12 protein-coding genes are annotated in these 13240 nt (G+C 67.1%); 8 read left to right on the forward strand and 4 right to left on the reverse strand.

Going from position 1 to position 13240, the window contains the following annotated elements; translation table 11 throughout:
- The first annotated feature begins 7 nt into the window (after positions 1-7).
- From flgK to AC1DX2_RS24600, 3 genes are all read left to right on the forward strand, one after another.
- Complete coding sequence (gene flgK, locus AC1DX2_RS24590) at positions 8-1918, forward strand: flagellar hook-associated protein FlgK (protein ID WP_477199075.1); 1911 nt, start codon at positions 8-10, stop codon at positions 1916-1918.
- Between the two features lie 31 nt (positions 1919-1949).
- Positions 1950-3212 (forward strand): flagellar hook-associated protein FlgL, encoded by a 1263-nt coding sequence (gene flgL / locus AC1DX2_RS24595; RefSeq protein WP_477199076.1) that lies wholly within the window; start codon positions 1950-1952, stop codon positions 3210-3212.
- Between the two features lie 192 nt (positions 3213-3404).
- Positions 3405-4664 (forward strand): HDOD domain-containing protein, encoded by a 1260-nt coding sequence (locus tag AC1DX2_RS24600; protein ID WP_477199077.1) that lies wholly within the window; start codon positions 3405-3407, stop codon positions 4662-4664.
- Between the two features lie 21 nt (positions 4665-4685).
- Here the strand turns inward: AC1DX2_RS24600 and AC1DX2_RS24605 are convergent, their stop codons facing one another.
- Positions 4686-5279, reverse strand: coding sequence for a hypothetical protein (locus tag AC1DX2_RS24605; protein ID WP_477199078.1), 594 nt, complete (start codon positions 5277-5279; stop codon positions 4686-4688).
- Positions 5280-5387: 108 nt separating this feature from the next.
- Positions 5388-6803: an aminotransferase-like domain-containing protein gene (locus tag AC1DX2_RS24610; protein ID WP_477199079.1), complete on the reverse strand. Its 1416-nt coding sequence runs from the start codon at positions 6801-6803 to the stop codon at positions 5388-5390.
- Positions 6804-6913: 110 nt separating this feature from the next.
- On the opposite strand from AC1DX2_RS24610, the gene AC1DX2_RS24615 reads away from it, so the two are divergent.
- The 5 genes from AC1DX2_RS24615 (at position 6914) to AC1DX2_RS24635 (ending at position 11420) form a co-directional block, all read left to right on the forward strand.
- Positions 6914-7840, forward strand: coding sequence for a DMT family transporter (locus AC1DX2_RS24615; RefSeq protein ID WP_477199080.1), 927 nt, complete (start codon positions 6914-6916; stop codon positions 7838-7840).
- Positions 7840-9066, forward strand: a complete 1227-nt coding sequence (locus AC1DX2_RS24620; protein WP_477199081.1) for an aminotransferase-like domain-containing protein — start codon at positions 7840-7842, stop codon at positions 9064-9066. Before AC1DX2_RS24615 ends, AC1DX2_RS24620 begins: the two co-directional genes overlap by 1 nt.
- A 15-nt stretch (positions 9067-9081) precedes the next feature.
- On the forward strand, positions 9082-9702 hold the full coding sequence (locus tag AC1DX2_RS24625; protein ID WP_477199082.1) for a glutathione S-transferase family protein: 621 nt from the start codon (positions 9082-9084) through the stop codon (positions 9700-9702).
- 33 nt (positions 9703-9735) lie between these two features.
- Positions 9736-10647 (forward strand): PhzF family phenazine biosynthesis protein, encoded by a 912-nt coding sequence (locus tag AC1DX2_RS24630; RefSeq protein WP_477199083.1) that lies wholly within the window; start codon positions 9736-9738, stop codon positions 10645-10647.
- A 104-nt stretch (positions 10648-10751) separates the two neighbouring features.
- Positions 10752-11420, forward strand: a complete 669-nt coding sequence (locus AC1DX2_RS24635) for a histidine phosphatase family protein (protein WP_477199084.1) — start codon at positions 10752-10754, stop codon at positions 11418-11420.
- Here the strand turns inward: AC1DX2_RS24635 and AC1DX2_RS24640 are convergent, their stop codons facing one another.
- Together AC1DX2_RS24640 and AC1DX2_RS24645 are read right to left on the reverse strand one after the other, a co-directional pair.
- Positions 11421-12257 carry a S1/P1 nuclease gene (locus AC1DX2_RS24640; protein WP_477199085.1) on the reverse strand — a complete coding sequence of 279 codons (837 nt, stop codon included), beginning with the start codon at positions 12255-12257 and terminating at the stop codon, positions 11421-11423. It abuts the gene before it with no gap.
- A gap of 68 nt (positions 12258-12325) precedes the next feature.
- Complete coding sequence (locus tag AC1DX2_RS24645; protein WP_477199086.1) at positions 12326-13177, reverse strand: creatininase family protein; 852 nt, start codon at positions 13175-13177, stop codon at positions 12326-12328.
- Between the last annotated feature and the right edge of the window lie 63 nt (positions 13178-13240).

Below are 13240 nucleotides of genomic sequence, written 5' to 3' on the forward strand. Positions count from 1 at the left end.
GAACGCCATGTCCAACCTGCTCAACGTCGCCCAACGCGCGCTGCTGACCAACCAGTCTGTGCTGCAGACGGTGGGCAACAACATCGCCAACGTCAACACGCCGGGCTACTCGCGCCAGACCGCGATGCTGACCAATGTCGCCGGCCAGTTCAGCGGCAATGGCTACTACGGCAATGGCGTGGCGGTGGCCGACATCAAGCGCAACTACAGCGAGTTCCTGACGCGCCAGGCCAGCCTGTCCTCGTCGGTGGCCAATTCGGACGCCGCGCGGCTGGAAAAGCTGACGCAGCTGGAAAACGTGTTCCAGACCGGCACCAACAGCCTGGGCGCCACCATCAACCAGATGATGAACGCGTTTTCGGACGTCGCCAACGCGCCCACCGACCGCACCGCGCGCAATGTGGTGCTGACCGACGCCGACGAGACCGCCGCGCGCTTCCACACCGCCGACCGCCAGTTGTCGGACCTGGAGCAAGGCACCATCATCGACATCAAATCCACCATCAGCCAGATCAACAGCCTGGCCCAGCAGATCGCCGCCGCCAACGAGCAGATCGCCAGGACGGTGGGCACCGGGCACGAACCCAACGACCTGCTGGACCAGCGTGACCAGTTGATCGCGCAGATGAACCAGTTCGTGCAGACCACCTCGGTGAAGGCGGATGACGGCACCGTGGGCATCTTCGTGGCGGGCAGCCAGGCGCTGGTGCTGGGCGCCACGGCCACCACGCTGAACTACGCGGCCGACGACTTCAACGACCCCAACCAGAGCGCCATCAGCATCACGCGCAACGGCACCAGCATCCCGCTGACCGAAGCCGCCCTGGGTGGCGGCAAACTGGCCGGGCTGCTGCAGTTCCAGAACGTGGACCTGGCCGATGCACGCAACCAGCTGGGCCGCCTGGCGGTGGCGATGTCGATCCAGATGAACACCCAGCACCACCTGGGGCTGGACCAGAATGGCAACCCCGGCGGCGACTTCTTCACCCCACCCACCATGCCGGCTGCGTTGGCCGCCAGCACCAACACCAACCCGGCCACCGGCATGAGCGTGACCGTGAACAACCCCACAGCGCTGATCGCCTCGCAGTATCAGGTGGTCTTCACCGGCGCCGGCACCGGCAATGTGATCCGCATGTCGGACGGCCAGGTCACCGCCTTCCCCCAGGCTTCGGCGCCCATCATCCAGGTCGACGGGCTGGATCTGCAAGTCACCGGCGCGGGGGAAAGCGCCGGCGACCGTTTCATCATCAAACCCTACAGCAGCGCGCCGGCCAACATCCAGACGGCCTTCTCCTCGCCCACCGCGTTGGCCGTGTCCAACCAGGTTGAGGTGCAGCAGGGTGCCACCAACACCGGCGGCCTGGCGGTCAGCAGCCTGAAGGCCACCATCGCCGACCCCAACCTGACGCAGACCGTGACGCTGACCTTCAACGGCAACGGCACCTTCGACATCGCCGGCACCGGCACCGGCATCCCGGCCGCCGGCCTGCCGTTCAACTCGGGCCAGGCCATCAGCTTCAACGGCTGGTCGCTGACCCTGAAGGGCGCGCCCAATGCCGGTGACACCTACACCGTGCAGATCGCCAACCCGGCCAACCTGGCGCGCAACGCCGGCAACGCCCAGGCCATGCTGGACCTGCGCGACGTGCCGACCTTTGACGGCGCCGCGCTGACGGACGGTTATGCCGGCGTCATTGCCCAGGTGGGCACGCGGGTGTCCTCGGGCAAGATCTCTGCCACCGTGTCGGACTCCATCGCCACCAATGCCGAACAGGATCGCGCCGCTGTCTCCGGTGTGAACCTGGACGAGGAGGCCGCCAAATTGCTACAGTTCCAGCAGTCCTACCAGGCCTCGGCCAAGCTGATCCAGGCTTCGCAGAACATCTGGGACACGTTGATTTCGACCTTCCGCTGAGTGGCGGACGGGAACAAAGGAGTTCACCTTCATGGCCAACGTTCTGGGACGACTGGGTACCGCCAACGTCTACGACAACGCGGTGCGCAACATCAGCCAGCGCCAATCGCAGCTGTCGGCGCTGCAGGTCAACCTGACCTCGGGCAAACGCGTGGTGCATGCCAGCGACGACCCCACCGCCGCCGTGCAGGCCGAGCGCGCCGAAACCCGATTGGCCCGCATCGCCACCGAGCAGCGCGCCCTGGCGGCGCAGAAGAACACCGTGGCCATGACCGAGTCGGCACTGGGCGATGTGTCCAGCGCGGTGCAGTCCTTCCGCGACCTGTTGGTCAGCGCCGGCGACGCCAGCTACAGCGGCACCGAGCGCCTGGCCATCGTCAACCAGATGAAGCAGTTGCGCGACCAGATCCTGTCCTACGCCAACCGCACCGACACCAACGGCCTGCCGCTGTTCGGCGGCCTGGGCAGCACCGCCCAACCTTTCGTGGACACCGCCACCGGCATGGCTTACAACGGCATTGGCGGCCAGCAGAGCAGCTCGGCGGTGGCCATTCCCGCCACTGCCGACGGCCAGGCCGCCTTCATGAACGTGCCCACCGGCAATGGCGTGTTCACCGCCACGCTGGGCACCAACACCATCACCCCTGGCCCCAACCTGGGCAATGCCTTCAGCGACGTGGGCAGCGTCAGCAACCCCAGCCTGGCGGCCGTGGAAGGCTATGACTACACCATCAGCTTCTCGGTGGTGGGCGGTGTCACCACCTACACCACCACCAACCTGAACAACGCCACCACCACCACCGGCAACTATGTGGCCGGCCAGACCATCACCATGGGCGGCATCTCGCTGGTGGTCAAGGGCACGCCGGCCGATGGCGACACGCTGAACACCGCCCCCAGCGCCCTCACCGGGCCAGGCACCGGCTTGTTCGGCGTGCTGGACAGCGCCATCGCCGCCATGTATTCCAGCGGGTCCACGCCCTCTGCAGGTGCCGCCAGTCGGGAGGCCTCACTGCACCAGGGCATCGCCCGCGGCCTGGCGGAAGTCGACACCGCGATGGACCGCCTGCAATCGGTGCGGGCCCAGGCCGGCGCGCTGCTGAACCGCGCCGACACCATCGACAGCGAGCAGGGCGCCAACACCATCCAGCTGGAATCCGACCGTTCACGCGCCGAAGATCTGGACATGGTCCAGGGCATCTCCGACTTCCAGAACCAGCAGACCGGCTACAGCGCCGCACTGCAGACCTACGCGCAGGTGCAGCGTCTGTCGCTGTTCAACTTCATCAGTTAGGTATGAACGTCGCCGGGCCGTCCCAAGACGTGAGGGCCCCCTCGGGGCGGAGGCCTGCGGCTCCCAATCTGCCGATGCAGACTGGGACAGGCCGACGAGCCATGGCCTGTGGCCATGGCCCCTACAGCGCAGCACGTGCATCATCGGCTAACGCCGATGCTGGGGCAGTGGCAAGCGTGGGGGCCATGTAGCATGGCGGCGTCCATCCTCGGCAATGTGGCCTTGGGCTACCAATTGCTGTGGAACCAGTTGCGCCAGCTCGACGGTGTGCAGCTGTTCGTGGCACCGGCCGGCAGCGGGGCAGATGCTGCCGGCGCGCCGCATCTGCTGGACGCACTGACCGAGTTGTGGCCGGCCCAGGCGCCCACGCTGTTGCTGGCGCCGCGCTCCCCACAGCTGCTGCAAGGCCTGCTGGACCACACGCCGGCCGCCGGCCCGTGGCTGGAAGTGCACGCGGACTGGGCCTACGAGCCGGCCATCACCCAGCGGCTGCGCCCTGCGCAGCAGCGCGGCGTGAAGCTGGTCTGGCGCGGTGACCCCGGGCAACGCCCCAGTGACACACTGGCCGGCTGCTTCTTCAAGCAGATGATCAACCTGACGCCGGAAGAAGCGCTGGCCGGCTTGCGGATCTCGCTGCACAAGCACAACGGCACCGACAGCAGCCTGCTGGCCCAGGTGCACAGCCCGATAGAGGCCGGGCAGATCTACGAGGCCGTGCCCAGCCGGGCGCTGATCGAGCACTGCCTGGACCAGCAGGCCGCCTGGGGCGTGGCCGGCTGGCCGTTGGAGGACGTGCTGTACGGCTACCGCCAGAAGATGATCCAGCCCAGCCAGCGCGCCATCGCGCGGCTGGTGGAGGCCACCAACAGCGACGAGTCCATGGAGACCGTGGAGCGGCTGCTGGGCGAAGAGCCTGTCCTGGCCTACCGCTTCCTGCGCTGGGCCAACTCGGCCGCGGTGGGCTTGCGCGCCGAGATCGGCTCGCTGCGCCACGGCCTGATGGTGCTGGGCTTTGCCCAGTTGAAGAAATGGCTGCTGGAGCAACTGCCGCAAGCCAGCAGCGACATGAACCTGCAGCCGGTGCGCACCGCCATGGTGGTGCGCGCGCACCTGATGGAAAACCTGTTGCAGGCTGGCACCGAAGAAGACCTGCGCCGCGAGTTGTACCTGTGCGGCCTGCTGTCGCAGATTGACCTGCTGCTAGGCGAGCCGCTGGGCAACTCGCTGCAGCGCATCCCGCTGGCCTCGCGCGTCAATTCCGCCATTCTGGGCAGCTCAGGCCCCTACCTGCCCTACCTGCAGGTGGCCACCGCGCTGGAATCCGCAAACACCGAGCGCACCCAGGGGTTGTGCCAGCGCCACCGCATGGGTGGCGAAGAAGTCAACCGCGCGCTGCTGAAGACATTGGCCAACGCGCAGCCGCATCCGGCCCAGGGTTTGCTGCTGGTGTGATGCGGCCCGGCCGCAGGCCTGTCACCAGGACTTGAGCCGCTTGGCGATGGCTTCGATGGCGTCCTTGCTGCTGCCGCCCATCACCATGTCGAATTCGGTTTCGTCACCCAGTATCACCAGGATGCCCGCCGCCGCTGCGTAGGTGGCGTTGGATTTCGGGTCGCTGTTCTGGCAGCCGCCGTAGAGCGCGGTGGCGGCCTGCTTGCGGTGCTTGCCCTGGGTGCCGCGCAGCGTCTTGTACAGGAACTTGGTCTTGCGAAACAGCTGAAACCCCACGGTAGGCGCCGAGCCCACGATGGTGCCCACCGTCACCGCACCCAACGCCGAACCGACACCCGGCAACGCCACCGTGCCCGCCGCTCCGCCTATGGCCGCGCCAGTGACGCCAAAGGCCATGGTGGCGGCGGACTGCCCCGCCTTGCGCTTGGCCTTGGTCAGCTTCTTCGACACCACATAGGCCAGCGCGGTGGGCACGTCGTTGATGTCGCTCTTGCCGTCATAGGGCGACCAACCGGTGAAATAACGCGTCAGCACCTGCTCCAGGGCGATCACCTTTTCTGTCGCCCGGGTGGCAGACAGGGCCTGGTTGGCCGCGCTCAGTAGAAACGTACCCATGGGCTCTCCTGTGTTGGTCAGGCTGCACTATAGCGCCCGCACCCGCCAGCGTGACAGTGCCGCACGACGTTTTCATGTAAATCGTGCGGCCGCAATCCGCCCAGGGGCTCAGCCCCCCATTTCGCTGCGCAAGCGCGTGAATGCGCTCCAGAACTGCGCCTCCTGCGTGGTGGCGAAATTGATGCGCATCAGCGTGCTGGGCTGGCGCTGGGCGTGGAACAGCGCGCCGGGGGCCAGCAGGTAATCCTCGTCCAGCATGCGCTGGGCCAGCGCATCGGTGTCCACGCCGGTGTCGACCCAGCCAAACAGGCCAGCCGGTTCGGTGACAAAGCGGCAGCCCGCCGCCTGCGCCAGCTGCACGCTGCGGCTGCGGGCCTGGTCCAGCCGGGTGCGTATGCGCAGCGCATGGCGACGCAGCTGGCCTTGCTCGATGCACCAGGCCAGCGCCTTCTCCAGCATGGCCGGTGTCGTCAACGTGGTCAGCAGCTTGGTGTCCAGCAGGCGCTCCACCAGGTGGCTGGGCGCGGCCAGGTAGCCCACGCGCCAGTTGGGCGCCAGGATCTTGGCAAAGCCGCTGACGTAGATGGTGCGGCGCAGGCCGTCCAGCGCGCACATGCGGGTGGCGTGGTCGGGCGCAATGTGGCTGTAGGTGTCGTCTTCCACCACGTGGAAGTCGTGCGCGTTGGCCAGTTGCAGGATGCGGTAGGCGCTGGCCGGGTTCAGGCACTGGCCGGTGGGGTTGTGGAACACGCTGACACTGACGAACAGCTTCGGGTTGTGCATCTCGCAATAGCGCGCCATCACCTCCAGGTCAGGCCCGTCGGCGCGGCGCGGCACCGGCAGGATGCGCATGCCCAAGGCCTCCTGGCGGGCAAATTCCACCGCCCAGCCGGGCTCCTCCACCATCACATGGTCGCCCGGGCGCAGCAGCGTGCGGCTGACCACGTCCAGCGCCTGCGTGGCGCCCACCGTGGTGATGATCTGCTGCGGCCCGGCCTGGATGTTCAGCGACTGCAGCCGGTGCGCCAGCGCATGGCGCAGGCTGGCGTCGCCCGCCGGGTCGCCATAGCGCAGCGAGGTGGCGTTCAATTCGGCCGGCGTGGTGAAGCGGCGCACCGCCGACGCCATGAACGTCGAGGCAATCCAGTCCGGCGGAAACGCCCCCATGCCGGGCTGCGGCTGGCCGTTGTTGCCGTGGAACATGCCGCGTATCAGCGTGGCGGCATTCACAGGTGCCGGCCGGGTGGCTGGCGCCATCCCCGCTGTCGCGCGCTCCATCGGGCCGGCGGTCGGCAGGTTGTCACGGACAAAAAAGCCACGGTTGCGCCGCGCCTCCACCAGGCCCTGGGCCAGCAGCTGGTCATAGGCCACCACCACGGTGGACGGGCTGACGCCCTGCTGCTGCGCACACAGGCGCACCGAGGGCAGGCGCGCGCCGGGCGCCAGCAAGCGGTCGCGTATGCGGCTGGCAAAGCGCTGGGCCAATTGCTCGGCCAGCGATTGCGAGGCGGCTTTCATCAACATGGGCGTGTTCCCGGTTCAACGCTGTGTGGGCCAAATCGCCAGTACAGCTAAAACAATTGTTTGAAAAACTGTACTGCCAGTGTGTTGCTGTTGACTATAAAGTCTCTGGCATGTCTTTGCAATCCCGCGCCTTGCCCCTGCCGCCTCACGACGCTGAGCGCCGCGGCCTGTGGCTGGGCCTGCTGGGCATCGTCATCTTCGCGTTGACGCTGCCGATGACGCGCATGGCGGTGGGCTCGCCCGAGGTGCCGCAAATGACAGGCGTGTTCGTGGCCACCGGTCGCGCCGTGGTGGCCGGCGTGCTGTCCCTGCTGCTGTTGTATGTGACCCGGGCCCCGCTGCCACGGCGCCAGGACTGGCTGCCACTGGCGCTGATCGCGGGCGGCGTGGTGCTGGGGTTTCCGCTGTTCACCTCCATCGCCATGCGCCACGTGCAGGCCGTGCATGCCAGCGTCATCGTCGGTGTGTTGCCGCTGGCCACCGCCGCCGTGGGCGCCTGGTTGCACCGACAGCGTCCGTCCGTGGGCTTCTGGATGTGCGCGGGGTTGGGCACTGCGCTGGTGGTGGTGTTCGCGCTGCTGCGCTCAGGCCAGGGCAGCGCGTCGCTGAACCCGGCCGACATGCTGCTGTTGCTGGCCATGGCCTGTGCCGCCGTGGGCTATGGCAAGGGCGCACAATTGGCACAGCACATGCGCGCCGAACACGTGATTTGCTGGGCCCTGGTGCTGGCACTGCCCATCACCCTGCCGCTGGCCTGGGCCGATTGGCCGCACGAGGCCTTGCAGCCGCGGGCCTGGTGGGCCTTTGCCTACGTGGCGGTGTTCTCCATGTGGCTGGGCTTTTTCGCCTGGTACCGCGGTCTGGCGCTGGGCGGCACGGTGCGCGTCAGCCAGGTGCAGTTGCTGCAACCGTTTTTGTCCATGCTGTTTGCGCTGCCGCTGCTGGGTGAGACACTGGACGGCGTGACGCTGGGGTTTTCTTTGGCCGTGATTGGCACGGTGTTTGTGGGCAAACGCATGCCCGTTGGAGTGCAATGATGAAGATGAATGAGAAGGCGACGGCGATGAACTGGAACCTGGCCGCCCGCGCGGCCAAGATGAACCCCTCGGTGATCCGTGAGATCCTGAAGGTCACCGAGAAAGCCGGCATCATCAGCTTTGCCGGCGGCCTGCCATCGCCCAAGACATTTCCGGTGGAAGAGTTCGCGCTGGCCTGCGCCAAGGTGCTGCGCGACGACGCCCCGGCCGCGCTGCAGTATGCGGCCAGCGAAGGCTATGGCCCGTTGCGCGAAATGGTTGCCGCCAACCTGCCCTGGCAAGTGGACCCGGCGCAGATACTGATCACCACCGGCTCGCAGCAAGGCCTGGATCTGGCCGCCAAGATTCTGGTGGACGCCGGCAGCCCCATCCTAGTGGAGCAGCCCACCTACCTGGGCGCGCTGATGGCCTTCACGCCCATGGAGCCGCGCGTGATCAGCGTGGCCAGCGACGACGGCGGCGTGGATGTGGACGACCTGGCCGCCCAATGCCGCGCCAACGCCGCCACGCCGCCGCGATTCCTGTACGTGCTGCCGAACTTCCAAAACCCGACTGGCCGCACCATGGGCGAGGAACGCCGCGCCGCGCTGTCCGCAAAAGCTGCCGAACTGGGCCTGCCGCTGCTGGAAGACAACCCCTATGGCGACCTGTGGTTCGACACCCCGCCGCCCGCGCCGCTGACCGCCCGCAACCCCGAAGGCTGCCTCTACCTGGGTTCGTTCTCCAAGGTGCTGGCACCGGGCCTGCGCCTGGGCTTCATAGTGGCACCGAAAGCGGTCTACCCCAAGCTGCTGCAGGCCAAGCAGGCGGCCGACCTGCACAGCCCCGGTTTCAACCAGCGGGTGGTGGCCGAGGTGATGAAAGACGGCTTCCTGGACCGCCACGTGCCGCTGATACGCCAGCGCTACAAGCTGCAGCGCGACGCCATGCTGGCGGCGTTGGCCAAGGAATTCCCGGCCGAGGGCGACGCCGACCAGCGCCTGACCTGGAACACCCCGGCCGGCGGCATGTTCCTGTGGGCGCGCCTGCCCGCCGGCATGAGCGCGGTGGAACTGTTGCCCAAGGCGGTGGACAAGGGCGTGGCCTTCGTGCCCGGCGCGCCGTTCTATGCCGCTGCTGGTGATGCGCGCACCATGCGCCTGTCCTTCGTCACCTCCACCGAGGACGAAATCCGCCAGGGTGTGGCGGCATTGGCCGCCGCGGTGCGCGAGCAGCAACGCCATTGAACTGGGCTTGAGACCATGCTGAAGATCTGGGGTCGCATCAGCTCCATCAACGTGCGCAAGGTGGTGTGGACGGCGCAGGAGCTGGGCCTGGACTTCCAGCGCACCGATGCCGGCGGCACCTTCGGCATCGTCAAGGACATCGATTACCTGGCGCTGAACCCCAATGCCATGGTGCCGCTGATGGACGACGGCGGCTACACGCTGTGGGAATCCAACGTCATCGTGCGCTACCTGTGCGCCAAATATGCACCGGGCAACCTGTACCCGGAAGCGCTGCATGAACGCTTCGATGCCGAGCGCTGGATGGACTGGCAGCAAACCACGCTGAACCCTGCCGGCCGCGACGCCTTCATCCAGCTGGTGCGCACGCCGCCCGAGCAACGCCAGCCTGAACTGCTGGAACGCTCGCGCGCCGCCACCGAGCCGCTGCTGGCGCTGCTGGACACCCAACTGGCCCAGCGCCCCTACCTGGCCGGTGAGCGTTTCAGCATGGCCGACATCCCCGTGGCCTGTGAGCTCCACCGCTGGTGGGGCTTGCCGCAGCCGCGCACGGCATTGCCGCAGCTGCAGCGCTGGTATGCCGATGTCAGCGGCCGCTCCGGCGCCGTCGGCGTGCTGGACCAACCGCTGTCCTGATCTCCCCTGCTGTTTTTCCCGGAGAGTTTCGCCATGCGCGCACGCCCTTTCAAGCAAGTCGATGTGTTCACCGACACGCCCTACCTGGGCAATGCACTGGCCGTGGTGCTGGACGGCAGCGACCTGAGCGACGCGCAGATGCAGCAGTTCGCGCGCTGGACCAACCTGTCTGAAACCACCTTCCTGCTGCCGGTGACCGAGCCCGGCGCCGACTACCGCGTGCGCATCTTCACGCCCGGCGGCGAATTGCCGTTTGCCGGCCACCCCACGCTGGGCAGTTGCCACGCCTGGCTGCAAGCGGGTGGCCAGCCCAAGGACCCCGACCACGTGGTGCAGCAATGCCAGGTGGGCCTGGTGCGCATACGGCGCGATGGCGCGCGCCAGGCCTTTGCCGCGCCGCCGCTGACACGCAGCACGCCCAGCGACGCCGTGCTGGCCAGCGTGTTGCAGGCGCTGGGCTTGCAGGCGGGTGACGTGAAGGCCGCCCAGCTGCTGGACAACGGCCCGGTGTGGCTGGGCCTGTTGCTGCAGGATGCCGACAGCGTGCTGCAGATCACGCCGGATCACAATGCGTTGAAGGCCGGTGGCGTCAAGGTGGGCGTGGTGGCGCCCTGGCAAACCAGTTCGGCCAGCCAGCTGATAGGCCGCTCCAACCGCGAGGCACGTGCCTTTGGCGCCAGCGGCGGTGACGCGGACCAGCCCGACTTCGAGGTGCGTGGCTTCGCGGCGCCCATAGGCATTCCCGAAGACCCAGTAACCGGCAGCCTGAACGCCAGCCTGGCGCAGTGGCTGATGGGCGAGGGCTTGGCGCCGCAGCGCTATGTCGCCGCCCAGGGTGCCTGCCTGGAGCGCGCCGGCCGTGTGCACATTGAATGCGATGGCGGCGGCCAGGTCTGGGTGGGCGGGCACAGTGTGACCTGCATCGATGGGCACGTGACGCTGTAGGCAGCGCGCACGCAGCGTGCGCCTGCGTCGCGTCTGTGACCCACCGGCCTTCGCCGGTCGCCCGCGTGACTGAGCCGACGCGCGGCTTGCCATCACAATGCCGCATGGGAACACTTTATCTGGTACGCCACGGCCAAGCCTCTTTCGGCGCCGAGGACTACGACCAGCTCAGCGACCTGGGCCACAAGCAAAGCGTCAAACTGGGCGAATACTTCCGCTTCAAGGGCTTGAAGTTCGACGCCGTGCTGACCGGCACGCTGCGCCGTCACCTGCAGACCTATGCCGGCATCCGCGAGGGCGGTGACTACCCGCTGGAGCCCTTGCAATGGCCCGGCCTGAACGAGTACGACAGCGAAGCGGTGATCAGCGCCATCCACCCGCACAAGCTGCAAAAGCCCGATTCACCCGAGATGTACCGCCACCACTTCCGCCTGTTGCGCGACGGCCTGACGCAGTGGATGAACGGCGTGGTCAGCCCCAAGGGCATGCCCAGTTACCCGGAGTTCTTGCACGGCGTGGTCAGCGCGCTCGACCACGTGCGCAAGCAGCATGAAGGCAACGTGCTGATCGTCTCCAGCGGCGGGCCGATTTCCACCGCCGTGGGCCACATCCTGGGCACCACGCCCGAAACCACCATCGAGCTGAACCTGCGCATACGCAACAGCTCGCTGACCGAGTTCGCCTTCACGCCCAAGCGGCACATGCTGGTGAGCTACAACGCGCTGCCGCATCTGGAACACCCGGACCACGCGCCGTGGGTCACGTACTCCTGATCAGGATTTGCAGGAATTGGTGCTGGCGTAGGCTTCATTCAGGAAGCGCGCCAGGCGTATGCCGCCCAGGCCCAATTGCTGGTCCAGCAGCGGCAGCACTTTCTGGTAGTAGTCGTCGGTGATGCGCAGGTCGGCCGGCGTCAGCGGCCAGATGGCAGCGGCCACCGCATGGGTCTGCAACGCCCAGTCCACCGGCGTGCCGGCCGTCTTGTCGGCGTTGGCCTTCAACCAGCCGCCCTCCAGGCGGTCCACGTAAGCGCCCCAGGCCCACACGGTTTCACGGATCAGGTCGGAATCCCATACCGTGTGCAGGTTGCTGGTGCGTTTTTCCGGCGTCATGCGTGGCGTCAGACGCAGGCCGCGCATTTCCACCTCCACCTTGATGCCGTTGGCGCCGCGCTCCTCGAACACGGTGTGCAGCGGCTGGTGAATGTCGCCGATGTAATGCACGGCAAAGCGCAGCGCGTCCAGCTTGGCGGCATCGGTGGGGGCACAGACCAGCTGCGTCTTCAACCGCTCCAGTTCGGCCACGATGCAGTCACCGCCCTGTTGCGGCTTGCAGACCTTGTCCGGCTCATACGCGCTGACGGCAATCGGGATGCTGACGAAGTGGTGGTTGTAGGTCTCCGGCCGCGCGCCGCGAATGTCATCGCCCCAGCTGGCCACGGACGCCAGCGAATAGCCGCGCCCCAGCACGCGCGCCACGGCGGCGGCAGCCTCCGGCGTCAGGCGACGCTGCGCGATCTCGGCGGTGATGGAATGGCCCTCGGCGCCCCATGCAAAGGCGCTGGCAACGGGTGCTGCAGCCAAGCAAGCCACCAACAAACGTTTAAACATCTTTTCTCCTGAAAAATCAAATCAATGGGCAAGCCAAACTGCAAGTCTGGCACAACCGGGTTAACGCACTATTTCTGCGCTGGTGGCACCAGCGTGTCGCCAGGCAGGCCATCCATTTCCGCCACCAGTTGCGCCAGCGACCGCCCTGCCGCATCCAGCACCGCGCGGCCTTTTTCCGCCGTGGCGGCGGCGGCGTTGCCCACCGCACCGGCCGGGTTGTAGTCCTGCGTCTGCCAGGCCAGCTTGGCACTGCGGCCATTGCCCAGGATGGGAAAACGCGCGGCGCGCGCCTGCGAGGCCGACTTGAAATCGCGCGCCTGCGCCATGTCCACCTTGTGCGGTGCCAGGGCCAGCATCATGGAGGTCTCGATGTCGCCACCATGGATGCCGAAACGGTGTTCTTCACTGCTGAACAAACCGTCCACCGCGTCGCCCAGCGGCAGGTTGAACCAGCTGACGCTGTACACCAGCATGCCCAGCCGGGCCCGCAGGTCGCGCCCCACCACGTCCATCAACCCCACCTGGCCGCCGTGTGAATTCAGCAGCACCAGCTTGCGCACGCCCGTGCGCGCCACACTCTCGGCCAGCTCCGTCCACAGCTGTATCACCGTGGTGGCTTTGAGCGTCAGTGTGCCGGCAAAGCCGGTGTGCTCCGGGCTCAGGCCCACCGCCTGGGTGGGCAGCACCAGCACCGGCAGGTTGGCAGCCAGGTGCGGCAACGCCGCCTGCACCACGCCATCCACCAGTTGGGTGTCCACGTCCAGCGGCAGGTGCGGGCCGTGTTGCTCGGTGGCCGCCACCGGCAGCACCGCAATCGTGCGCGCCAGATCCAATGTGGCGAATTCCGCCGTCGTCAAATCGGCCCAGAAGCGCTTGACCATGGCCTCAGGCACCGCCAAACCCGTCACCGTTGCAGGCATTGTTCATGGCCCTATCTTAGCGGCGCGGGCAGGGGTACGATGTAGGGTTGCGATGGCGCCTGC

This window comes from Hylemonella sp. P2_B10, from assembly GCF_056404875.1.

Excerpts from the sequence above, each read along its gene's own strand:
- flgK (WP_477199075.1), top strand. The coding sequence starts at position 8 with ATGTCCAACCTGCTCAACGTCGCCCAACGCGCGCTGCTGACCAACCAG.
- flgL (WP_477199076.1), top strand. The coding sequence starts at position 1,950 with ATGGCCAACGTTCTGGGACGACTGGGTACCGCCAACGTCTACGACAAC.
- AC1DX2_RS24600 (WP_477199077.1), top strand. The coding sequence starts at position 3,405 with ATGGCGGCGTCCATCCTCGGCAATGTGGCCTTGGGCTACCAATTGCTG.
- AC1DX2_RS24605 (WP_477199078.1), bottom strand. The coding sequence starts at position 5,279 with ATGGGTACGTTTCTACTGAGCGCGGCCAACCAGGCCCTGTCTGCCACC.
- AC1DX2_RS24610 (WP_477199079.1), bottom strand. The coding sequence starts at position 6,803 with ATGTTGATGAAAGCCGCCTCGCAATCGCTGGCCGAGCAATTGGCCCAG.
- AC1DX2_RS24615 (WP_477199080.1), top strand. The coding sequence starts at position 6,914 with ATGTCTTTGCAATCCCGCGCCTTGCCCCTGCCGCCTCACGACGCTGAG.
- AC1DX2_RS24620 (WP_477199081.1), top strand. The coding sequence starts at position 7,840 with ATGAAGATGAATGAGAAGGCGACGGCGATGAACTGGAACCTGGCCGCC.
- AC1DX2_RS24625 (WP_477199082.1), top strand. The coding sequence starts at position 9,082 with ATGCTGAAGATCTGGGGTCGCATCAGCTCCATCAACGTGCGCAAGGTG.
- AC1DX2_RS24630 (WP_477199083.1), top strand. The coding sequence starts at position 9,736 with ATGCGCGCACGCCCTTTCAAGCAAGTCGATGTGTTCACCGACACGCCC.
- AC1DX2_RS24635 (WP_477199084.1), top strand. The coding sequence starts at position 10,752 with ATGGGAACACTTTATCTGGTACGCCACGGCCAAGCCTCTTTCGGCGCC.
- AC1DX2_RS24640 (WP_477199085.1), bottom strand. The coding sequence starts at position 12,257 with ATGTTTAAACGTTTGTTGGTGGCTTGCTTGGCTGCAGCACCCGTTGCC.
- AC1DX2_RS24645 (WP_477199086.1), bottom strand. The coding sequence starts at position 13,177 with ATGCCTGCAACGGTGACGGGTTTGGCGGTGCCTGAGGCCATGGTCAAG.